We start from the raw sequence: 22,681 nt of genomic DNA, 5'->3' as shown, positions 1-22,681 counted from the left end.
AACATTTCTGAAAAAGGAGTCTGCCGCTCTCAGATCTCTTCCCGAACTGAAAAAGTTAAACAGTATTGATAGTTACCGAAAATAACATATTTAAAATAAAAGAACTACATTTCATTCTTTATCTCAGATAAAATACGGTACGAATGCACGCGAGCCGAATGGTCGTATATATATGAAACAACCATTATTTCGTCTACCTGAGTGTCATCCAAAAATTTTTGAAGCTTCTCTTTTATTGTTTGCTTAGATCCAACAAACGAAAAATAAAGCTGATGGCGTACCGCTTCTTTTTCAAATTCATTCCATTCTCCATCCATGCTTTCAACAGGAGGCTGCAACAATCTAGAAGTTCCTCGGATCACGCCCAAAAACATTTGATACAAGCTGGTTGCAAGATACTTCGCCTCTTCATCGGTATCTGCTGCCACGACATTCACACACGCCAACGCATACGGCTCCTTCAAATGTTCTGACGGCTGGAACTGGTCACGATATATTTTCAGTGCTTCATATAAGTGATTCGGTGCAAAATGGCTTGCAAACCCAAAAGGAAGTCCAAGCTTTGCTGCAAGCTGAGCGCTATACGTACTTGATCCAAGCAGCCAAACAGGAACATTTAATCCCTCACCAGGAACTGCGCGTACATATCCTTTCCGCTTCTCTTTCGGAGCAAAATAATTGATGAGTTCTTGGACGTCGTTTGGAAATTCTGATACTGACCCATGTAAATTTCTTCGCAATGCCATGGATGTCACCTGATCTGTTCCAGGAGCACGTCCTATCCCTAAATCAATTCGACCTGGATACAACGACTCTAATGTCCCGAATTGTTCAGCAATCACAAGAGGAGCATGGTTCGGAAGCATGACGCCTCCAGATCCTACACGAATCGTTTTCGTACCTCCTGCAATATAGCCTATTAATACAGAAGTAGCTGAGCTTGCGATGCCCTCCATATTATGGTGCTCTGCAAGCCAATAACGTTTATATCCAAATCGTTCAACATTTTGCGCAAGGTCTAAACTGTTTTTGAATGTGTCAGCCGGCGTTTTCCCTAATAAAACAGGAGCCAAATCCAAAACTGAGAATTCAATCTCTTCCAATCTTTTTTTCTGAGAATTCGTCATTTTTTCAACTCCTTTTAAACTCTCCTTATAAGGATTGTAAAAAACTGTTCAATGGTATTACAAGGAATTTGCCTGCCGCACAACTTCTCACAGTGAAAAATGCTTTTTGATTTTTTATGTTTCATTGAAGTCTAACGTGAAAATCTGTCTTTTCCCATAAACGTTGAAAAAAAACTTTTAAGTCTCGCGCTTTCAGTTTTCCAATGCTTCTTCTGTTTTAAAGTTGAAATGTTGTTTGTTATACGCTTCCCTGACAGGCAAAACTCTCGTCTACTTCCCTTGTAAATGATCAGCCACTTAAAATTGCGAATGTCCTCTATTTTTCACAAAATAAAACCTCACACCTACTATAAAAAAGAAGTGTGAGGCTTATTCATATAGTTCATCGAAATGGTTATATCTAGAGTTTTTAAAGTTTGGCAAAATAAGTCTTTAAAACATTGTAAAAAACAACAGATTTTTTGAGCAATTGGTCATTTATTCATTAATTCATAATTATTCTAACAGCGTTACAGACAATTGACCTACCGATTCATCCATTCATCATTATCCTAAATAGGCAGTAAAGTTCTTACAGATTTCAGACTCCAAATAAAAATGCATTGCTGGTTTGGTTTATTTTCTTTCATTCTCATTCCAAAGATTCAACGGCAATTCTAATAAAATTTTTGCCACTTGGTCGCGGGCGATATTATTAGATGGAGCCATCGGGATTCCTGCCCGGGCATCGCGGTAAAGCCGTTCAAAAGGTCCTTCAATATAGCCATAACCGCCCGCTACATCCATCGCAATTCGTGCAGCAAAATCTGCTGTTTCGGATGCTTTCACTTTAAATTCTATGACTTCGGATGCCAATGAGCTTATAGGTTGCCCTTCTGCCAGCAATTCATCATAATGTCTTGCTAAATCTATCTGCCATGCTTTTAAACCTGCAATTCTTATTTTCACTTCTGCCAATTTTTCACGAATGACTTGATGGTCAGCCAAACTATTATTAAATCCTTTGTTAACTGCATTCTTAACATGTTTAACAGCCAGTTCTAGTGCACCTTGGGCAACACCGAGCCAAACAGATGCAATACCCAGTATATAAATAGGGTTTGCGCCTTCATCCATGATTTCTCTTCCTAACCCTTCGTATCCCACTAGATCGCGGCCGCTTACTTTTATATTGTTAAACGTAATTGGACCACTGTGGCTTCCTCTTACACCTAATGCATTCCATGGCTTTGCAACTATACCGTCATTATGGCCGTCAACGATAAAGAAGCTAATGTTACTAGGGTCGTCAGAATCAGGTGTTCTCGTTTGCAAAATATAAAAATCTGCTTGGCCTCCGCTTGTCGTAAAGGATTTTTCAGCATTAATGATATAATCGCTGCCATCGCGCTCAGCCTGGCTTAAGCTAAACCATACATGACCTCTTGTAGCTTTTTCACTAACAGCAAAGGTTCCGATCGCACCATCTCTGATAGGGAGCAGCCACCGTTTCTTTTGATCATCGTTTCCATATAAAACAATTACTTGTGCTGCTCCAACATGCATAGCATATACTAAAGCTGTTGACGCATCAACTTTCCCGATTTCTTCAGCCACGATGGAAAATCCTAAATATCCTAAATCTAATCCTCCCCATTTTTCAGAAAATGTTACTGAATTCCATCCTTCTTTCGCAAGGGCTAACAAACTTTCACGCGGGAACTCCCCACTCTTGTCAATTCGTTCAGCACTTGGTTTAATGACTTCTTCAATAATTGGCTTAACTTTCTCCCTAATTTCCTCAATAAATGCTCTTGAATACTTTTTGTTAATTGTTTCATAGTTACTCATTTTTAAACGCTCCTTTTTATATATAAAATTTTTAAAACATCCTTAAAAGTAAACCTCTCTTATTGGAAGATCTGTACCGTTCACAACGTAGTCGCCAATAGCTCTAGCTTTGTAAACTGTTGGATTATGTGAAGCAAGAGTGCGAATATTACGCCAGTGACGGTCAAGATGTTTTGATTGTCTCGTTGCGGATGCCCCTCCAACCTCGAAAAGAAGCGTCGAGGCCTGTAAGGCAAGTTGATCTATTATAACCTTGGCCTGTGCAGCTCGCAGGGAAGCTTCATGGCTCAGAGAATAATCGATCACTCCATTAACTGCTGTTTTCAGAGCAGCATCAATTGCATCTGCGGCAGCTAGGACAATAGTTTCTGCGGTAAACGCGCTGCTTGAGAGCTGTCCAATGACATGCTGAAGTTGCGGATCTTGTCGAGGTGTATCCGCAGCAGCAAAACTGAATGTCCGTGATCTTCCATGAACTAAAGCTTTAGCGTCTGTCACCACATTCCGCAAGATGCCCGCTATCACTCCATGCAAATAGAGCTGCAGAAAAGAGTTGAAAGGCGTTTTGGAGCCATCAATATATGTAATTTCATCTTGATTGACATACACATTGTGAAGACGTGTAGTACCGCTTCCTGTCCATTTTTGTCCGATGCCGTCCCAGTCATCTTCAATGATGACACCTTCACGATTTGTCGGAATTATTACCGATGCAGGCCTTCCTTCATGAGTTGATGCCGTAACAACTACCCAGTCTGCATACAGTGTGCCGGTACTAAAGTATTTTTTGCCATTCAATAGGAAGCCTTCACCATCCGGTGATAAAGTTGTTTCAAAAACCAAATTTCCAGCATTATTTGATGAAATTTCAGCAGAAGCATTGCCGATGATTTCTCCATTGGCTACTCTTTGCAGCCACTTTTCACGGAGTTTTTCATCCGTAAGCAGCAAAAATTTCTCCACTTGGGAAAAGTGTGAACGAAGGCTGTGTGCGACATCTGGATCAGCTTCCGCTAAACGTATTAAACTTTGAAAAAGATCACGAATACTTGCACCGCTGCCGCCAAGTTCAACAGGTAATCGCAATGCACCCAATCGAGATTTTCGGATTAAATCAAAGGCATAATATGGATGATCTTTACTCCCAGTACTTCTGCGTTTTTCAGCATCTTCTGCAATTGCAGCAATTAAGTATTCTAATTCTGGTGAATCAACTTTTACTGGGCTGGTAAAAGTTAGAGAATTTGATTCATCTTTATTTTTGAAGTTAATCCTTTGATTTAATGGTTTTTGGCTTGACATTCATCAAACACTCCTGTTTTGTTTTTTAAATTTACCAACCACATCTTTTTCGCTGTATTACCGCAAAAAATAATGTGAAAGTTCAAACGTTCAACTGTTTCATCAATCCGTTTGTTTTACACCGCAGCTTACACCACGATTGTTTTGATTCAGGAAATGGATGTCCATTTACCAAGCTCTGATGTTCATCATTAGAATACTTAAGTCCACCATCCCGTAAGAAAAGATTGCTCCAACAGCTTTTCACAAATTGCCATTAAAGGAAAAGACAGCATAACCATTCTCTGATTTCAAATTTGTCAAAGTGTGAAATCGATTCTTATGCTAGATTTTTAAAACACTAGCACCGTTTCCTCTGGATTACTTTCTATATTTGCTAAATAAATCCTCATCTGGACTATGATCCGTTGGTAATGGAGGCTCATCTGACAATGCGGATATCTGTTCTCTTTCACTGGCAGTTAAAGGGATTTCTGCCCCAGCAATCGATAGGGCCAGTTGTTCCGGATTACGCGCTCCTATAATTGGAGCAGTTACAGCAGGATGATGTAATACCCATGAAACTGCTAAAGAAGCAGGATGATATCCAAATTGTTTCGCCAGCTCCGTAAATTGATGTGCAACAGTAAAATAATACTGATGACTATATCTTTTCTCATAATTCTTTTGTTCTACTAATCTTCCTTGCTCCGGCTTGTTTGTACTGTTATATTTTCCGGTTAATAAGCCTCCGCCGAGCGGACTGTAAGTTATGGCACCTAATTGCTCTGATTGAGCTAACGGAAAAATTTCTACCTCCGCTTGCCGTTTTACGAGATTATACATCGGTTGAATTAACTCAAATCGTGCTAGCTGTTTTCTTTCAGATATTCCTAGAGCTTTTGCAATTTGCCAGGCAGCCCAGTTACTTACAGCGGGGAATAAAATCTTCCCTTGTTTTTGTAAATCATCTAAAGCTCTAACGATTTCTTCAATATCTGTATACTCGTCAAACAGATGAACAAAATAAAATTCAATCCGATCAGTGCCCAATCTTTTTAAACTTTGTTCAACTGATAAAAAAAGATTTCTTCTCGATAAACCGCCGCTATTTAAATCTTTGCCTGTAGGCAAGCCTGCTTTAGAGGTTAAAACAATCTCATCTCGATGACCGGCAATACACTTTCCAAGAATTTCTTCAGCACGTCCATCATTATAAACATTTGCTGTATCAAAAAAGTTTATCCCGGCTTCTCGACATTGCTTATACATCATAATGGAAGTTTCTTCATCTGCAATGCCGCCGAATGACATTGTTCCAAAGCATAAATTTGAAACATGAATGCCTGTCCTTCCAACTGTACGAAATTCCATTATTACCTCCAACATTATGAGCTGAAGGAGAAGCAAACTTTAAATTTGTTAAAAATTCCGATATTTTGCACCTGTATGATCATCTGGCAGCAGCTTTTTCCCTGTACCAAACAGCTTCTCCCTCAGTGTTCCTTTCTCGTATTCTTTTTTATAGATTCCACGTTTTTGCAGCTCCGGAACAACGAAATGAATGAACTCTTCAATGCTTCGAGGCGTTATAAGATGTGCAAGATTATACCCGTCGATTCCAGTTTGTTCGATCTGGAATTGAATGCTGTCAGCTATTTCAACGGGATTGCCGACTAATACATTACTCCTTCCGATCGTTTCAAACTTGTTTAACACTTCTCGAACAGTTAATTTTCTTGGCGCATCTTTCGTTAATGAAGCAGCTCGAGACTGACCATGTTCCGTATGCTTATATTCAAAAAAGGCGTCTTTATCTTCATATTTAGATAAATCATAGCCTGTTGAACCGCTATATTGAGCTTTTGCCGCTTCAGCACTCCACAATCGATTGTATTCCTCATATTTTAATTCAGCTTCTTCTGTCGTTTCTGCCACAATGACATTTAAAAACGTAAATGCTTTAATATTATCAGGATTCCGTCCGTATTTTTCAGCCCGTTCTTTAATATCTTGAATCATTAGCATTGCATAAATATAGTTAGAATTTTCTGTTAATTATTTTTTGTGAATTTGTGCCAAAAAGACAAAACCTAAAGAAAGGTGGCACTGCCCATTTGGTAAATATATACAGTTAAACCAGAGCGACAACGACAAAAGGGAGATTATGGACTGGCTCGCCCATCAAATTTTCGCAACCAAACATAAGCTGGTTTCCACAGAGCTCTCTTTAACCAACGAGTAATTCGAAGTAGGGATTTCTTACTTTTCATCTCCAATTGAATGAGAACATGTAAGCAATACGTGATCAGGGCTAAGAAAATTTGATTTTGAATAGCTGTTTCACTCATTCCATAAAAGTGCTTAATTTCTACGTGTTGCTTGAGCCATTTGAAAAAGAGTTCAATAGCCCAGCGAGATCGGTAAATATCACTTATCTCTTCTGGTTTTAAATCAAATCGGTTGGTGATGAAACGAAGTAAGTTCCCTTTTGTGTCCATAACTTCTAGTAGACGAAAGACATTTTCAGTACGATTTTGTGTGGTACCAATGTAGACCATTTTATCGGATAGAACGTGACAATCATCAGGAAGTGAAAATGTATAGACTTCACGAATGACTGCGTTTTTCTTCAGTCTTGAAACGAAGAAATAGCCATCATCTGTCATCCGATCAAAACGTTCATAGTCCACATAACCGCGGTCAAACACATACATGGCTTCTTGATCATCCACTAGGACTTCGAGTTGATTTCGGTCATGTTCTTTTGCTGTCGTAATCACTGCTTTTTCAGGATAGACGGTGTCTTTATCCATGAAAACGAGCCGTAAGTGTAGCTTTACACCAGCTTTTGTTTTCCGGAATTTTGCCCATTTATAATGGGTCAAATTCAACGGGAGTGTACTTGAATCAATGATTTTCAGTGGCATATTCTTTCCGTTTTGATAATGGTGCCGTTGAATTTTCCAAACAAGATCCAAGAACAAATTTGCAAGAATTAGTGGGTTGATCTGATTGTTTTTTCGGGATAGCTGAGAGGCACTTATCGATTCAAATCCGAGTGCTTTTTGAAGATCTTCGTCTACAAGTGCATCACTCATTTCCTCTAAGCTCTTAAATTCGAGCAGCTGGGCTACCAATAAAAGTTTAATATAGGCTTCTGTTGTCAGCTTTTTTGTGTAATAGTCCTGTTTCAATTCTTTGACTTGTTCGCTAAGTTTTTGAATATTTATGGGTGAAACCCATTTACCAAATGATGAAATTAGTGTATTCTTGTCCATAATGGTTATCCTTTACGATTGGATTTGGGCAGGAACCACCTGTACTTCCATTGTAAAGGATTTTTTTGTTTCGAAATCAATAAAAAATTGAACATTCTTAGTATTTTGAATCATCAGATTTAATTACTGCAATGCTAGTGATCTTGAATATAAAATCTTAATTTTTCGGGCGTCGACCCGCCAACAAACACACACTCTGCATGCTTGGCGGCGAAATCTCTGCCGCGTTCAGAAGAACCTGCCTGAAAAATAACAGGTGTCCGCTGTGCAGAAGGATATGTTAAATGCGGGCCTTTTACGCTGAAATACCGCCCTTTATGGTTTATTTCATGAACCTTTTCGGGATCAAATAAAATTTCATTTTCTGCATCGCCAACAAACGCATGCTCCTCCCAGCTGCCTTCCCAAAGCTTATAGGAAACCTCCATAAATTCATCGGCAATATCATAACGCTCGTCATGTTTAACAATTTCTTTATGGCCGTAGTTTTGCGCAGCATTTGGCAAATATGAGGTGACAACATTCCAGCCAATTCTGCCGTTTGTAAAGTGATCTAATGTGGAGAAACGACGTGCATTTGAAAACGGATGTTCATACGTTGTGCTGACCGTTACTACAAATGACAAATGCTCTGTAACAGCTGCCACCGCTGGTACAATAAAGGCCGGATCATTTAACGGAACTTGAACGCCGTCTCGAATCGCAGCATCTTTACTATTTTGATAGACATCATACACTCCTGCTACATCTGCAAAGAAAATGGTGTCAAACTTCCCTTTTTCCAACAATTTTCCTAACTCAATCCAATAATGTAGATCATTATAATAAAGATGGCGTTTATTTTGAGGATGCTTCCATAATCCGTGAGAATTATGCATAGCTCCTGCCATATCAAAAAGATTTAATATTATCTGCTTTGCCATATTTCTCACTCCAGCATCTTTTCAAAAGTACAAATTCCGATTCTATCAGTCGATTGTCAACAAATTCAAATGCAGCCTTGCTCGCAAATAAACAATTCCTTTCTTATGTTATTCTTTGCCTTGTTTTATATTTTCAACTAAGCGATCTAATTCTTTTTGCAGTTCTGGTACTGGCACCTTTGTGACAATGCTTGCACCCTTCGTATCTTCTTCTACTGCTTTAGCTACTTCTTCTGTCTGATAAATTTCCGCAATGGTCTTATATGCCTCATTGTCTTTATTCTTTTCTAAAGTGGCAAAAACGTTAACATACGGCAGTGTATCTTTGCTGTTTGGATCATCATGAAAAATGGCATCTGCTAAAGTGTAGCCGGCTTGACCAGCTATTCCGCCATTAATAATAGATGCGGCTACATCAGGCAGCACTCTAGGAGTCTGTTGGGCAACGACTTCTACTATTTCAATATTTTTTGGATTTTTAACGATATCTTTTACTGTTGGATAAAGACCGACATCTTCCCTTAACTCAATTAATCCAGCTTGCTGCAGAACCTTTAGCCCTCTTCCTAAATTAGCCGGATCATTTGGAACCGCAATTTTTGAACCATTTGGGATCTCGGATACATCTTTATATTTTTCCGAATACAATCCTAAAGGAGCAACAACAGTTGAGCCAATCGGCACAATATTCACATTATTTTCCGCGATAAATTGGCTTAAAAATGCAAGATGCTGGAAGGCGTTCACATCTACCTCGCCATTGACAAGTGCAGTATTTGGCAGCACATAATCGGAAAATTCGACATATTCTACCTTAATATTTTTTTCTAACGCTTTTTTCTTAATGATGTCCCAATACTGTCCATCTGATCCGGTAATCCCCACCTTAACAGTAACGACTTTTTCTTTTTTATCCCCAGATGCTGAATTGCTGTTGCAGCCCGCCAGGAGGCCAATCACCAAAATTGTAACTAGTAAATGGAATAGTTTGATTTTCATAAAATAATAATCCCCCTAATATATGATTGATCTATCTGCGTAAAAAGAAACGTGAAAGCATGTTGCCAATAAATTGAGCAATTTGAACAAGAATAATTAATATGACAACCGTAACAATCATGACGGATGTATCAAACCGCTGATAACCATATGTCATCGCAAGATCCCCAAGGCCCCCTCCGCCAACCGTTCCAGCCATGGCGGAAAAATCAATAAGTCCTACGGTGATAAATGTAATTCCTAAAATTAAAGGCCCTAATGCTTCGGGAATTAGTACCCCAAATATTATTTGAATAGGTGATGCCCCCATCGCCTTTGCAGCCTCGATAATACCTGGATCAATTGAGACTAAATTATTTTCTACCACCCTGGCAATGGCAAAAGCTGCAGCAATGGTCATCGGAAAAATAGCCGCTGTCGTTCCAATTGTAGTTCCCACAACGAATCGCGTAAGCGGGCTGATGGCAACTAAAAATATGATGAACGGTATAGGTCGAATAATATTGATTAATAAATTCAAAAATGAAAAGATGAATCTATTTTCTAAAATATTGCCTTTACGGGTGACAAATAGCAGTAGTCCCATGATAATTCCTAAAATACTAGCAAAAATCAATGTGAAAATGACCATTGTAATCGTTTCACCTGTTGCTTGAAGTATTCTAGGCCAAAACGTCGTCCAATCAACTTTCACCGTTTGTGACCTCCCTTACTTCAACTATCTCTGTCAACTCTTTTAATACTTCTTCAATTTGAGAATCAGCTCCAATGAATTCCACGATTAAATTGCCAAACAATTGATTTTGAAGTTCATTGATGCTTCCGTAAATGATATTAAAGTGAATATTATGTTTAGCTGTTAATGTCGATAATATAGGTTGACTCGCAGTGTCTCCTGAAAATACAATTCGATAAAGCTTTCTTTCATGATCCTTCCTTAACTTTTCAAGCAAGCTCGAAGATAATTTTTCATTTACAACCGAACTGATAAAATTTTTCGTCGTTTTTTCTTGAGGATTTGAAAATATATTAAAAACCTCGCCCTCTTCAATGATTCTCCCGTTTTCCATAACCGCTACGCGATTGCAAATTTTTCGAATCACGTTCATTTCATGTGTTATTAATAAAATCGTAATATTGAATTCTTCATTCACTTTTTTCAATAGATTTAATATTTCATTAGTGGTTTCTGGATCTAAAGCCGAGGTAGCCTCATCACATAACAGAATGTCTGGTGAAGTTGCAAGCGCTCGTGCAATCCCTACTCTTTGTTTTTGACCTCCAGACAACTGTTCTGGAAATTTGTCAGCTTTGTCTTCAAGACCAACAAATTGTAATAGCTCTGTAACTCGTTGGTGGATTTCCTCCTTCGATTTTTTCTCCAATTTTAAAGGGTAAGCAATATTGCCATATACCGTGCGAGAATTAAATAGATTAAATGTTTGAAAAATCATTCCAATTTTTCTTCTTAATTGCCGCAGATCTTTCGAAGATATGGAATTCAAATCATAATTATCGACTATAATATTTCCTTTTGTCGGACGTTCGAGTAAATTCACTAACCTAAGCAGTGTACTTTTTCCGGCTCCGCTAAAGCCGATGATTCCAAAAATGTCGCCTTTTTTAATGTGAAGCGAAACATCTTTTACAGCTTCTACTTTTTTCCCACCAGACTCGTATATTTTACTAACTCTCTCTAGCCTAATCATCAATTTCCTCCACCAACCGAAAATTTATCCAGATCTATATACAATATCCCCTTTGTTCAAAACGTTTAATGCGGGAACTACTCGAGCGTTTGGGGATGGTGCTTCTCCCATCTTAACTCTTTATGTTTAATTTAATTTGTTTAACTTGGAAAAATGGCGATGAACCATAATACTTTGACACATTTGTGCAATGCAAAAAATTTTTTTCCTTGTCATATTGTGAAAATCGAGTAGGAGGGAGCGATTAACTCCCGTCCTCTCACACCACCGTACGTACGGTTCCGTATACGGCGGTTCAATTAAGATAATTGACGCAAGTCTTTATAACTTCCGTGAATAGCTGTTCTCTTTATGCCAGTGGTCACTCCACCCTCCAAGAGATCTCCCACGGGATTCACCGCTTCCTCCCTCAAGTGAGGTACTACGTTTTCTGTGTTCATCATGACTCACTGAATGCCAAGGGCTATTCTCTCTTAATTGTTCGGTCCTTCTTAGTTGTTCTAGACCAACTAATACTATGACCTCTGCTGACTTCTGACTGTTCAGCTATCTATCACTAGATAGGTTACCAAGGTTACTTGGCGTGCCAGCCAGACCTCCCCGGGTAAGAGTGTAATCTTTCCTTCCATCCATCTGCTTCATTTACTCTGTATCACCTTCGGCAGAAAGGGCTTTGTTTTGTCTTGCAAACTCACCCAGTGATACCTAGCCTCATATGAAGTTCGTGTTCCTCAGACCGGAAGTTTGCCGCTCGCTTCCTTCAGATTCCGCGTCACCACGGACACCCTTGCGTTAAGCTAACTGCTACTTCTGCCTTCGCAGCTCGGGACTTTCACCCTATAGATTACACCCATGCCGGGCGCACAAGAAAGGCCTTAATTTCATTTTTCATGAAATTAAGGCCTCTGGTGTTCCAGTCAGCAAATATTATGAACTTTTCTGCTCAGCAGCAGAAAATGCTCCCACAGTCTCCAGCATCCTCCTATTTAAATTGCACTTCTTTCAAGCTATTTCGATATTCTTCAATCACGGATTTCGAAACTTGACTCACGACCATGTCATTTAAAGGAGGATTATATAAACCACACTGAACATCCCTAAAATATCTTTCTAATGGCAAATCTTTCGATAACGAATGACCGCCTGCGATTCTCATAGCCAGCTCTACTATTTTGATCGCATTATTACATACTGTATATTTTGTAATAGAGACTTCATTGCTTAACTTGTCTCGAACATGTAAATTTCGGTCCCATTTTTCAGCTAAACCGTATAACAGGTATCTTGATACAGCGATTAAAATTTCGATTTCTCCAATTTTATCCTGAACATGCGGCGCCTCTAGAATAACATCTCCTAGACTTGGTGAAAATTTCTCAGCCGCATACTTTAAAATAAAATCTCTGGCAGCAATCGCAATCCCTAAATAAATGGCTGGCAACTGCAGCGTGTAGGCACTGCTGTTGCCCTTAAAGCGGTTGTTCTTCCCCTTGTCAATGTAAGACAATAACGCCTCTTCCGGCACAAACACATCATGCAGTTCGATATCATGGCTGCCTGTTGCTCTCATTCCCAAAACATTCCATGTATCTATCAATTGTACCGAATCATTTTTTTTAATTAAAAATTCGGCCGTTTTATCTTCTTCTTCGACATATGCCAAAATCGTAAAATGCGACACAATTGGCGCCAATGTTGCAAATGCCTTTCTTCCTGAAATGATATATCCGTCTTTCGTTTTTCTCGCAATTGTTGATGGGGTTCCGCCTCTTACAATATTGCCTGATGTCCGCTCCGTGACAAAAACATTTAATAATGAACCTTCCTCAACAGCCTCTCTGCATATTTTCGCAAAAATTTCTTCTTTCCAAGGCCGGAAATCCCTAAGGCTAAAGAATGCCATTAAGTGCCATCCTATCGCCAGTGCCGTAGAACCACAGGCTTTCGCTAATCGTTCTTGTACCAGCAAAATTTCATATAATGAAAGTTCTTCACCGCCATATTCTTTAGGGATTGTTAGCTTATGATACCCCTCTTTTTTTAGGATTTCGATATGCTCAAACGGAAATTCTCCTGTTTCATCATATTTATCAGCTGTCTGTCGAATTTTCTCTGCAATGCGCTCCGCATATTCTACGAGCCTTGCATCTCGTTCATTTCGAATCGTCTGATTGCTTGCGTTAAAATCCATTGTGCATCCTCCAATAAAATCCTTAGAAGTAAACCTCTCTTATCGGAAGCTTCGTACCATTCACAACATAATCGCCAATAGCTCTTGCTTTGTAGGCTATCGGATTATGGGAAGCAAGTGTGCGAATATTGCGCCAGTGGCGGTCAAAATGCTTGGATTGTCTCGTAGCTGAAGCGCCGCCAACCTCAAAGAGAAGTGTAGCTGCTTGTAATGCAAGGTGATCGATAATAACTTTCGCCTGAGCAGCTCGCAGGGAAGCCTCATGACTTAAATCAAAGTCTATTTCTCCATTAACCGCCTCATTCACTGCTATGTCTAATGCATCTGCGGCAGCCAGCACAAGTGCTTCTGCGGCAAACGCGCTGCTTGAAAGCTGCCCAATAATTTGCTGAAGCAGCGGATCAGCCGCTGGCGTATCTGCCGATGCAAAAGTAAAGGTTCTGGATCTTCCATGAACTAAAGCTTTAGCGTCTGTCACCACATTCCGCAAAATACCCGCTATCACTCCTTGCAGATAGAGCTGTAAAAATGAATTGAAAGGCGTCTTCGTCTCATCAATAAATGTTACTTCTTCTCGATTGACATATACATTGTTTAAGCGTGTTGTACCGCTTCCTGTTAATTTTTGTCCGATACCATCCCAGTCATCTTCAATGATGACGCCATCACGATTTGTCGGAATAAACGCGGAAACAGGTTTTCCTTCAGGGGTTGATGCCATAACGATTACCCAGTCGGAATATATGGTACCGGTGCTAAAATATTTCGTACCGTTTAATCGGTACCCTTCGCCATCTTGAGTCAAAGTTGTTTCAAAAATCAAATGACCAACATTTTTTGATGAAATTTCCGTAAAGGCATTCCCAATAATATCTCCTTTTGCCACGATTCCCAACAATTGCTCACGTCGTTCTTTATCCGGATTTCGAAGTATTTCTTCTACTTGCCAATAATGGGCACGAAGGCTGTGCGCCACATCCGGATCGGCTTCAGCTAAACGGATTAGGACATAGAAAAGATCACGAATACTAGCTCCTCCACCGCCTAGTTCAACAGGCAGACGTAAAGCACCCAATCGAGATTGCCGAATTAAATCGAAGGCGTGATAAGGCAGTTCTTCACTGCCGGCATTTCTTCGTTCCTCAGCGTCTTTAGCAATTACATCAATCAATTGATCTAATTCAGGCGAATCAACTTTTACCGGACCGTTAAAAGTCAAAGAGCTTGCTTCATTTAATTGATTTTGAATTGACATCTTTTATGCACTCCTTTAATCGTATTTTAAATTTCACTATTCACATCTTTTTAGTAATATTTATTTGTAAAAAAAAGAGCCAAACAGCAATTACAAGCACCTCAGATCAATTTACAGGGCTTTTCGCTGCAAATGCACCTCGGTATTTTGTAGCAGGATGACGCTCATTGAGACGATCTGTCCCAAACAATTTGCGCCGCAATGTTCCTGGCTTTCCATATCCATTGCGCGCTAAACCGCGCTTTCGAAGCACAGGCATGACTTGATCAATAAATTCTTCATAGGAACCGGGAATCGTCGCATTGATGACATTGATGCCGTCAACACCTGCATCCCTCCAAAGCTCAAGCTGGTCTGCAATCATTTCAGGAGTGCCGACAATACGGTTTGTTTTGCTCCTGAGCCTAGCAAGATCTCTAACTGTAGGAGTCCTTCCCGGCGTGCTTTGCTTTAGCCATTCATATGTGCTTCTGATCCCTTCAGTTTTGATATCTTCCAATGGAGTATCTAAAGTAGCATTCCCTAAATCAATTCCCATCCCCCCAGCGGAATGAGCGATCATCATATCGAAATCAATCTTATTTTCAAGTTCATATTCTTTTTGCCGAGCTTCTTCCTCCGTCTTTCCGATCACAAAGTACAATCCCTGATAAAAGTGGATATCCTCACTCTTTCTGCCATTTTCAACCGCCAACCTTCGTGTTTCATCGATCAGCTTGCGGGCATTTTCAGGATCAGGTGCTCCAATGAAGATCGCTTCAGCATTGCGAGCCGAAAAATCTCTGCCAGTAGGGGACGAACCAGCTTGAAAAAGCAACGGTGTGCGCTGCGGTGATGGAGCCACTAAGTGCGGTCCTTCCACCTTGTAGCGCTTGCCGACATGATGAATTTTATGGACTTTCGCCGGATCCGCATGAATTCCGCTTTCACGGTCCTGCAAAAGCGCTCCTTCATCCCATGAACCTTCCCAAAGCTTATATAAAACATCAACATATTCATCCAGCCACTCATATCGTTCATCATGCGGAACTAAGCCGTCATAGCCAAAGTTGCGAAAGGCATTTGCTGAGTAGCTGGTAACCATGTTCCAGGCAATTCGTCCTTTGGTGATGTGATCTAATGTTGATACACGGCGTGCAAAGTTAAAGGGAGGTTCTTGAACCGGAGCCGCCGTAAAAGCTAAGCCCAAATGTTTTGTATTTACTGCAAGTGCTGAAAGCAGTACCATTGGGTCATTACTAGGTACTTGCAAGCCATTTTCAATATGGAAATCCCATCCTCCTCGAAAGTCATTGTACAGCCCGACGACGTCGGCGAAAAAGATGACGTCAAAACCTCCCTCATCCAGCCGTTTCGCTAAAGAAACCCAAAGATTTACGTCATTAAAGTTAAGCTGATGACCTTCTTGATCACGCCACATCCCGTGAAGAATGTGAGAAGGTGTATTCATAACAAAAGCAGAAAATGATAATGGCTTTGTCATATTCCCCATATCTCCATTTATCCTAAAAATTTGTTTAACCAAAAAAAGAATTCATTTCATAAATGACTTAAAGGACTTATAAATCCGCAGCAAAATTGGCAACAAGTCAAATAAAGAAGATGCAAAAGTAATACTGGCTAACGACTAACCTACAGTTTCCTTTTTTTCAAGGCTGATCATACGAAGTTCAAAGCTTCTTTTGATACAAAAAAGTAAGGTTAATCCTGCAGTTGATAGCTTAAATTTCTATATTTAGCTCCAATATGGTCTTCCGGTAAACGGGACTGGCCTTTGCCAAACAATTTTTCCCGCAAAGTTCCTTCTTCATATTCTTTTTTCACGACTCCACGTTGTTGAAGCTCCGGAATGACAAGATCAACAAAATCTTTAAAAGTTCCCGGCGTTATTGCATAGGCGAGATTAAATCCATCGATATCCGTATCTTCAATCCATTCCTCAAACGTATCAGCTATTTGCTTTGGTGTTCCGACTACTACAGGACCCATTCCGCCTATTCCAGCAAAATTCGCCAGCTCGCGGACAGTCCATTTTTTATTTGGACTTGCTTTCGTTAATGATTCGAGCACTGATTTGATGGCGTTAGTATCAATGTATTCAATTTCTTGATCAGGATCATATTTTGAAAAATCAACACCTGACCAGCCGCCTAATAAAGAAAGGGCCCCTTCATAGCTGATATATTGCGATAATTCTTCATATTTCGCCCACGCTTCCTCCTCCGTCCGCCCAACAATCGGTGTGAACAAAGCGAATACTTTTATGCTTTGCGGATCCCTGCCAAATTCAGCAGCCTGGGCTCTTAAATTTTTAACATATGAAGCGATAGGCTCTTTTCCTGGCATCGAAACAAATGTGCACTCAGCATGTTTTGCTGCAAATTGACGCCCTCTCGCTGAAGCGCCTGCTTGATATAAAACAGGTGTTCTTTGCGGCGACGGCTCGCACAAATGAATGCCTGGCACATTAAAATATTTGCCGTGATGATTTATTTCATGAACTTTCGCTGGATCTGTGAAAATTTTTCTATCTCTATCTTTTATAACAGCATCGTCTTCCCAACTGCCTTCCCATAATTTATAGCAAACTTCCAAATATTCTTCCGCAATATTATATCGTTCTGAATGGAGGAACCGATCGCCAATATCGATGTTTTTCGTTCCGCTTTCCAAATAGGAAGTAACAATATTCCAGCCTACTCGGCCCTTTGTTAAATGGTCTAAAGTCGACATTCTGCGTGCAAATGTATATGGATGCTCAAATGTTGTAGAGCATGTGATCCCAAAGCCTAAATGCTCCGTTGCATGCGCCATTGCAGAAACAAGTAAAATAGGGTCATTGACTGGAACTTGGGTTGCTTCACGTACTGCTGTTGTTTTATCATTTCCATACACATCATAAATGCCGATTACATCTGCAATAAATAATCCATCGAACCGCCCTTTTTCCAGTAATTGCGCCAGCTCAACCCAATATTCAATATCTTTATATCGGTATGACTGATCTTCAGGATGCACCCATAATCCCGGAGATTGATGCGCCACACAATTCATATCAAAAGCGTTTAAATAAATTCGCTTTTTCTTCATATGATTTCCTCCCGACTAACCGTAAATTTGACATTGTCGTTTAGTTATCATTCCATGGACCGATAATGTCTGTGATTCTATATATCAAAACTGAAATGGAGTGGGATCATTTTTGAAAGGTACGTGTCTCTTTCTCAAATACTTGTTGTTACATCTTTTTCTTCGTTTTATTTAAAGGTTTATAACGAAAAAAAACAGAGACTATCTTTGCAAGTACGAAACTTGCGATGATATGTCTCTGGTCGTCCAGTCAACATGATACATTTGATCGTATGAAATTTTTGCTAAAGTAATATATTTCCCTATACAAAGGTAAGAATTTTTTGGTTGGAATCAACGGCAGCTTAAGCAATTTATTGGTGACAGTTCTGTCACCATTATTTTCCATCTCCGTGAGCAGGATGAAACATCCTTTCTGTTCGGTGCAAACAATATATAAATCACTATTTTAATTGTTCAACTTTTAACCGGCTTAATAGATCATTCAATGATGTTTGTAATCTCGATTCTATTTCCGCATCAATAAAAGTAACCTGATCTTCGTGATAGCCAATTTGAGAATCTACGAAATACACTCCTTTTAAAATCTCCTGGCTGCCTAACACAGAAGCAATCGGCTTAATAGCATATTCCAATGTTAAAAGATGAGCTGCTGTTCCGCCGGTAACCACCGGGAGAACAACTTTATCAACGAATCCTTTTTCAGGAATGAAATCTAACAGGGCTTTTAACACCCCTGGATAGCTTGCTTTATATACAGGACTTACAATAATAACTGCCTGTGCTTGTTCAATCTGTGCTAAAACCTCTTGAATTTTTGGGCTGTTGAAGTTGGCAAATAAAAGATCTTCTGCCGGCAGGTCACGAACTGAAATGGTAGACGCATTCAGCCCTTCAGCCTTGATCCTTTTTTCTAAATAAGCTGAGATAGCTAAGCTTCTTGATGGTTTAGATGGACTTCCGGAAATAATCACGATATTTGACATAATGTCATCACCTTTCTTCAATTAAATTCGATCGTTTTTACATTAAGAATACGGTGTAATCTCAGGCAATTTACCGTTAAGAGCCCATTCTCCGATATCACGGATTTTATATTCAATGGGATCATGCAACGTGTGAGTCCTTACATTTCGCCAAAAGCGGTCAAACCGATATTTTCCTAAAGTTGCCCTTGCCCCCATTACTTCAAACATACGGCTGGTAACCTCTAAAGCTGCTTTTGCTGTTGCAACCTTTGCAGTCGCAATGATAATTCCACACTCTCCACGTTCCTTTTCTGTTAATGCCCTTTCTTTATCCCATGCTTCTTGCAGAGCATTTGAAGCGTCTTGGGCCAATGCAGCTGCAGCTTTTAGCTGCACATATAAATCTCCATACTGGCGAATCGTATATGGATCGCTCGTCGCCTGATCTACTTTAGAGGTCAGCCAAGGACGAGTGATATTTTTCGTATAGTTTTTCGCTTCTTCAAATGCTCCCTCCGCAATTCCAAGAAGAACATGAACTAAAATGGTTTGAGCAGTATGCGTCCTTATAGTAGGGAAAAAGCTTTCAGGTTCTTGTTCATAGAAATTTAATATCTCTTCTTCCTTCAGCAGTACATCTTGAAAAACAACAGTGCCGCTGTCCGTTTGCCGTTGGCCGAAGCTATCCCAATCATCATTAATGATTATTCCTGTCCGATTAGTAGGAATAACGGCAATAACAGGGCGATCTTGATTTGGACTTTTAGCTGATATAAGCAGCCGCTCTGAATCTTTAGCACCCGAGCAAAAGCTTTTTTTCCCAATTAGCTTTAACTGATCCCCTTCTCGCTTTACGAGCAAGCTTTCATCAAGAGGATTATAGGTATTTCCCCAAAACAAATTATTTTCAGCCGTTTCCTTATAATACTTCTCTTTCTGCTGAGGGGAACCGAATAGATGTACGGATGTCAAGCATAAGAAATGATAGCCGAATAAGTGAGCCAATGACCCGTCTACTTTTGCCAGCTCACGTGTAATTTGCAGCACAGCTTTCCAATCCTTCCCCAGTCCGCCTAAAGACTTCGGGATGATAAGTGAAAGTAATCCGCTTTTTCTAAGCAGGTCACGTTCTGCTTTTGCTGTTCCTCCTCGTTCATCCCTTTCAATTGCAGTTTTAGCAAACTCCTTTGCTAACTGCAAAGCTGTGTCAAGGTAATGACCTGTTCCTTCTGCAACACTCATCATTAGTTACCCCTTTGTCTTCTTTATCTAAATAATGTTTGTGATTAATAGTTTACTGACATATTCGTTCTATTGTTCCATTATTTCATTCATAAATTGATGAAGCTTCTTTGAAAGACCTCCGTTTCCAAAACGGATATATTTGCGTTTTTTAAAATCCGCATCTTCTCTTTTGACAAATTCCAGAAAAGCTAAAATATAAATTCGACGATGAATAATAGAAACGACTCCATTTGTATAAAACCAATTGTCAATCGTATTGAAAACACCTTTATTTATCCGATAATTCTTTTGGCACCAAAGGAAAAATTGTAAATCCGGCAAATTCAAATATTCATTTTCTCGCAAAGATTTTTGTTTTTCCGCTTTATAATCCAATATGTTCACATAACTATTTGCCACCGCTAATCCACCTTTCCATGTTTGTAAAAAAAGGAAAGAGACTCTCATTTCAAGAAATATGATCTTGAATTGAGAGCCTCTAGTTGTCCAGTCAGCATTCATCAAACTATCTTGTTTATAACTAAATTAATACATATTATTCCTATATGTCAAGTATTATTTAAAGAAAGAGACTCCTCATTTCTTGATGTTGAATGCCCAACATCATTCATATTCATTTGTTAGTTGTTCCGAAAGCTTACTCATTTCGAGTCTTATGCTTCTTTATATTAGTTGGCTAGGATTCCCTCCAATTTTGCTTCTTTTTCTCTTACGAGCGGAATGACTTTTTCACCAAAGGCTTTTAAGTCTTCATCGTAATGTAAAAATCCTGTCAAAACAATATCAACTCCTATTTTTTTCAGCTCAATGATGCGATCCGCCACTTGTTCTGCCGTCCCAATCAAACCTGTTTTGAAACCGTCATTATATTGCACAAGATCTTCGAAGGTGGATTCCGCCCACATTCCTTCACCTTCAGGAGAGGCTTTCCCTGCGAATTTCACTTGACTTTCAAAGCCTTCCACAGCTTCTTTATCTGCATGTAAAACAATATCTTTTAAAACTTGTTTTGCTTCTTCTTCTGTATCACGAACAATCACGAAGCCATTAACACCGAATTGGATGTTTCTTCCGTTCGATTCAGCCAATGATTTCACATGATCAATTTGCTTTTTCAGATTTTCCAGCGAGTTTCCATTCATGAAATAAACATCTGAAACTCGTCCAGCCATTTCTCTTGCTGCTTTCGAGTTTCCGCCTTGGAAAATTTTTGGGATATTAATAGGTTTAGGCTTTAATGGCGCTTCATTTATACGATAAAAATCTCCTTTAAAAGTAGTGGTTTCCTTTGTCCACAAATCTCGTAGAACCTGTATAAATTCTTCAGACCGTCGATAACGTTCATCATGGTCTAACCACGGTTCCCCATAACCGATAAATTCATTTTTAAACCATCCGCTGACAATATTAATTGAAGCACGACCATTACTGATATGATCAATCGTTGAAATAATTTTTGCTATGACACCTGGATGCCAAAGACCGGGCAGCACAGCTGTAATAATGTTTAATTTTTTGGTACTAGCGGCAAGTGCAGAAGCAAGCGCAGCGGCTTCTAATTGTTTTTCAGCTCCGTAGCTGGCGAAAAATCTTGTTTGCAGCAGGACGTAATCAAAACCATTTTCTTCAGCTATTTGTGCATAACGTTTGTTATCCTCAAATGACCAGCCTGTTTTCTGTGGCAGATTAGAGATCACAAGCCCTCCACTAACGTTTGGCGCCCAATAAGCAAATTGTAAACCCATTGATTTTCCCTCCTTAAATTTTAATAAAAAAGGCTCATATCAGATCCCTAATATTAGGAACTGATATGAGCCTCTGGCGGTCCAGTGGGCAACCGGATAAAAGTAAAAGATTTAAGTATGATATTAATTCCATTATTCCTATTTGTCAAGTATGTTTTTAAAAATTTCGACTTTTCTTGCTAGTTTTATTAGATCAGTCCTTAGAATTAGACATGAGGGAAAGGCAGAATGGAAAATGGGTCATGGAGCGAAAGGGAATATGATTATAAATAATTCTTTGTTGGAAAGCGTGGAGGATCGGTCAAAAAAAAGCCGAAGGAGCTTTCTCCGACAATTTTATTATGTAAAAATAACAAAAAACAGTATTGACGGATATTCAAGATTAAATGTCTAATCACAAGCCTTTTTCCATCATGATCAAGTCCTGAGGACAAAAACAGTTTCGACAAAGCATAAAACATAGAAAAGATGAAACCAATAATTGGTCTCATCCTTTTCTTTATAACGGCATTGGTGTGTCTGTCGGGTTCGCATAGCCTTCTTTGTATTTTTCATCTATATATTGGCGAATTTCTTTTACCGTTTTTCCATCTTGCTTCATTTCGATTGCTTCTGCTGCAATTTCTAAGCAGACGTTGCAGCGTGTTCCATGGTCATCCCATACAACAGAACCATTTTGATTTACTTGCTTAACAAAACAATTTAGACTGCTCCGATGTCCGGCATGGTCGCCGCAGCCACAATAACAAGGAATCCATTGCAGCAGCTCCATTGATTTTCCGGCTGCTTGATAGATGATTTGAATGTTTTCGCTATATTCATTTAAAAAGGTCGGCAGTTCATCCCTTGAAGCAGTTGTTTCCCACAAGTCGCCATTCGGCGCGTGCTCCATGGTTGATTGTTCTTTATTTGAACTGCAAGCAGAAATGATTATTGTAATAAATAGTAATACCAATAATTGTTTGGCTTTCACAACGTCACACTTCCTTTTATAAAGTGTAATGAAATCCTTCTTTTCTGTTCATCAACTAATCACC

18 protein-coding genes and 1 pseudogene are annotated in these 22,681 nt (G+C 39.5%); all 19 read right to left on the bottom strand.

From position 1 onward, the window contains the following. Positions 1-104: 104 nt before the first annotated feature. The 19 genes and pseudogenes from NSU19_RS01705 to NSU19_RS01615 all read right to left on the bottom strand — a co-directional run bounded on the left by NSU19_RS01705 (position 105) and on the right by NSU19_RS01615 (position 22,617). On the bottom strand, positions 105-1,127 hold the full coding sequence (locus tag NSU19_RS01705) for an LLM class flavin-dependent oxidoreductase (protein ID WP_063388387.1): 1,023 nt from the start codon (positions 1,125-1,127) through the stop codon (positions 105-107). Positions 1,128-1,742: 615 nt separating this feature from the next. Continuing rightward, positions 1,743-2,957 carry an acyl-CoA dehydrogenase family protein gene (locus tag NSU19_RS01700; RefSeq protein WP_063388388.1) on the bottom strand — a complete coding sequence of 405 codons (1,215 nt, stop codon included), beginning with the start codon at positions 2,955-2,957 and terminating at the stop codon, positions 1,743-1,745. A gap of 42 nt (positions 2,958-2,999) precedes the next feature. After that, complete coding sequence (locus tag NSU19_RS01695; RefSeq protein ID WP_339198420.1) at positions 3,000-4,259, bottom strand: acyl-CoA dehydrogenase family protein; 1,260 nt, start codon at positions 4,257-4,259, stop codon at positions 3,000-3,002. A gap of 360 nt (positions 4,260-4,619) precedes the next feature. Then, entirely contained in the window at positions 4,620-5,612 is a 993-nt protein-coding gene (locus tag NSU19_RS01690) for an aldo/keto reductase (RefSeq protein ID WP_339198417.1), read from the bottom strand. A 48-nt stretch (positions 5,613-5,660) separates the two neighbouring features. Further along, entirely contained in the window at positions 5,661-6,260 is a 600-nt protein-coding gene (locus tag NSU19_RS01685; protein ID WP_339198415.1) for an LLM class flavin-dependent oxidoreductase, read from the bottom strand. Between the two features lie 143 nt (positions 6,261-6,403). Then, a complete protein-coding gene (locus NSU19_RS01680; protein ID WP_339193778.1) occupies positions 6,404-7,519 on the bottom strand; it encodes an IS4 family transposase in 1,116 nt (371 codons plus the stop codon). Between the two features lie 140 nt (positions 7,520-7,659). Next, a pseudogene (locus NSU19_RS01675) lies at positions 7,660-8,442 on the bottom strand (NtaA/DmoA family FMN-dependent monooxygenase); the annotation flags it as partial. 108 nt (positions 8,443-8,550) lie between these two features. Then, positions 8,551-9,441 carry a MetQ/NlpA family ABC transporter substrate-binding protein gene (locus NSU19_RS01670; RefSeq protein WP_063386546.1) on the bottom strand — a complete coding sequence of 297 codons (891 nt, stop codon included), beginning with the start codon at positions 9,439-9,441 and terminating at the stop codon, positions 8,551-8,553. Between the two features lie 31 nt (positions 9,442-9,472). After that, positions 9,473-10,135, bottom strand: a complete 663-nt coding sequence (locus NSU19_RS01665) for a methionine ABC transporter permease (RefSeq protein WP_066247161.1) — start codon at positions 10,133-10,135, stop codon at positions 9,473-9,475. Continuing rightward, positions 10,125-11,150 (bottom strand): methionine ABC transporter ATP-binding protein, encoded by a 1,026-nt coding sequence (locus tag NSU19_RS01660; RefSeq protein WP_130157495.1) that lies wholly within the window; start codon positions 11,148-11,150, stop codon positions 10,125-10,127. The genes NSU19_RS01665 and NSU19_RS01660 overlap by 11 nt, the downstream gene beginning before the upstream one ends. 982 nt (positions 11,151-12,132) lie before the next feature. Continuing rightward, positions 12,133-13,341 carry an acyl-CoA dehydrogenase family protein gene (locus NSU19_RS01655; protein ID WP_144596892.1) on the bottom strand — a complete coding sequence of 403 codons (1,209 nt, stop codon included), beginning with the start codon at positions 13,339-13,341 and terminating at the stop codon, positions 12,133-12,135. Between the two features lie 22 nt (positions 13,342-13,363). After that, positions 13,364-14,596: an acyl-CoA dehydrogenase family protein gene (locus NSU19_RS01650; protein WP_144596894.1), complete on the bottom strand. Its 1,233-nt coding sequence runs from the start codon at positions 14,594-14,596 to the stop codon at positions 13,364-13,366. A gap of 106 nt (positions 14,597-14,702) precedes the next feature. After that, the gene (locus tag NSU19_RS01645) at positions 14,703-16,079 is read right to left on the bottom strand and encodes an LLM class flavin-dependent oxidoreductase (RefSeq protein WP_339198411.1); all 1,377 of its coding nucleotides are present in this window, start codon (positions 16,077-16,079) and stop codon (positions 14,703-14,705) included. Between the two features lie 218 nt (positions 16,080-16,297). Continuing rightward, positions 16,298-17,686 (bottom strand): LLM class flavin-dependent oxidoreductase, encoded by a 1,389-nt coding sequence (locus NSU19_RS01640; protein ID WP_066247175.1) that lies wholly within the window; start codon positions 17,684-17,686, stop codon positions 16,298-16,300. Positions 17,687-18,129: 443 nt separating this feature from the next. After that, complete coding sequence (ssuE, locus tag NSU19_RS01635; protein ID WP_063386539.1) at positions 18,130-18,672, bottom strand: NADPH-dependent FMN reductase; 543 nt, start codon at positions 18,670-18,672, stop codon at positions 18,130-18,132. Between the two features lie 42 nt (positions 18,673-18,714). Then, positions 18,715-19,896 carry an acyl-CoA dehydrogenase family protein gene (locus NSU19_RS01630; protein WP_144596896.1) on the bottom strand — a complete coding sequence of 394 codons (1,182 nt, stop codon included), beginning with the start codon at positions 19,894-19,896 and terminating at the stop codon, positions 18,715-18,717. A gap of 69 nt (positions 19,897-19,965) precedes the next feature. Further along, entirely contained in the window at positions 19,966-20,298 is a 333-nt protein-coding gene (locus NSU19_RS01625) for a hypothetical protein (RefSeq protein WP_235600401.1), read from the bottom strand. 269 nt (positions 20,299-20,567) lie between these two features. Next, a complete protein-coding gene (gene sfnG / locus NSU19_RS01620; protein WP_063386537.1) occupies positions 20,568-21,644 on the bottom strand; it encodes a dimethylsulfone monooxygenase SfnG in 1,077 nt (358 codons plus the stop codon). Positions 21,645-22,143: 499 nt separating this feature from the next. Beyond that, positions 22,144-22,617 carry a PCYCGC motif-containing (lipo)protein gene (locus tag NSU19_RS01615; RefSeq protein ID WP_339198407.1) on the bottom strand — a complete coding sequence of 158 codons (474 nt, stop codon included), beginning with the start codon at positions 22,615-22,617 and terminating at the stop codon, positions 22,144-22,146. Between the last annotated feature and the right edge of the window lie 64 nt (positions 22,618-22,681).

Origin of the sequence: Aeribacillus sp. FSL k6-2211, from assembly GCF_037966125.1 — a bacterium.
Lineage (GTDB): Bacteria > Bacillota > Bacilli > Bacillales > Aeribacillaceae > Aeribacillus > Aeribacillus composti.
The sequence above is the reverse complement of the archived record's forward strand: the minus strand, read 5'-3'. Positions and strand labels throughout refer to the sequence as shown.

Coding starts and splice junctions, on each gene's coding strand:
- NSU19_RS01630 (WP_144596896.1), bottom strand. CDS start 19,896: ATGAGTGTTGCAGAAGGAACAGGTCATTACCTTGACACAGCTTTGCAG.
- NSU19_RS01655 (WP_144596892.1), bottom strand. CDS start 13,341: ATGGATTTTAACGCAAGCAATCAGACGATTCGAAATGAACGAGATGCA.
- NSU19_RS01695 (WP_339198420.1), bottom strand. CDS start 4,259: ATGTCAAGCCAAAAACCATTAAATCAAAGGATTAACTTCAAAAATAAA.
- ssuE (WP_063386539.1), bottom strand. CDS start 18,672: ATGTCAAATATCGTGATTATTTCCGGAAGTCCATCTAAACCATCAAGA.
- NSU19_RS01705 (WP_063388387.1), bottom strand. CDS start 1,127: ATGACGAATTCTCAGAAAAAAAGATTGGAAGAGATTGAATTCTCAGTT.
- sfnG (WP_063386537.1), bottom strand. CDS start 21,644: ATGGGTTTACAATTTGCTTATTGGGCGCCAAACGTTAGTGGAGGGCTT.
- NSU19_RS01700 (WP_063388388.1), bottom strand. CDS start 2,957: ATGAGTAACTATGAAACAATTAACAAAAAGTATTCAAGAGCATTTATT.
- NSU19_RS01640 (WP_066247175.1), bottom strand. CDS start 17,686: ATGAAGAAAAAGCGAATTTATTTAAACGCTTTTGATATGAATTGTGTG.
- NSU19_RS01650 (WP_144596894.1), bottom strand. CDS start 14,596: ATGTCAATTCAAAATCAATTAAATGAAGCAAGCTCTTTGACTTTTAAC.
- NSU19_RS01645 (WP_339198411.1), bottom strand. CDS start 16,079: ATGACAAAGCCATTATCATTTTCTGCTTTTGTTATGAATACACCTTCT.
- NSU19_RS01670 (WP_063386546.1), bottom strand. CDS start 9,441: ATGAAAATCAAACTATTCCATTTACTAGTTACAATTTTGGTGATTGGC.
- NSU19_RS01685 (WP_339198415.1), bottom strand. CDS start 6,260: ATGATTCAAGATATTAAAGAACGGGCTGAAAAATACGGACGGAATCCT.
- NSU19_RS01690 (WP_339198417.1), bottom strand. CDS start 5,612: ATGGAATTTCGTACAGTTGGAAGGACAGGCATTCATGTTTCAAATTTA.
- NSU19_RS01660 (WP_130157495.1), bottom strand. CDS start 11,150: ATGATTAGGCTAGAGAGAGTTAGTAAAATATACGAGTCTGGTGGGAAA.
- NSU19_RS01680 (WP_339193778.1), bottom strand. CDS start 7,519: ATGGACAAGAATACACTAATTTCATCATTTGGTAAATGGGTTTCACCC.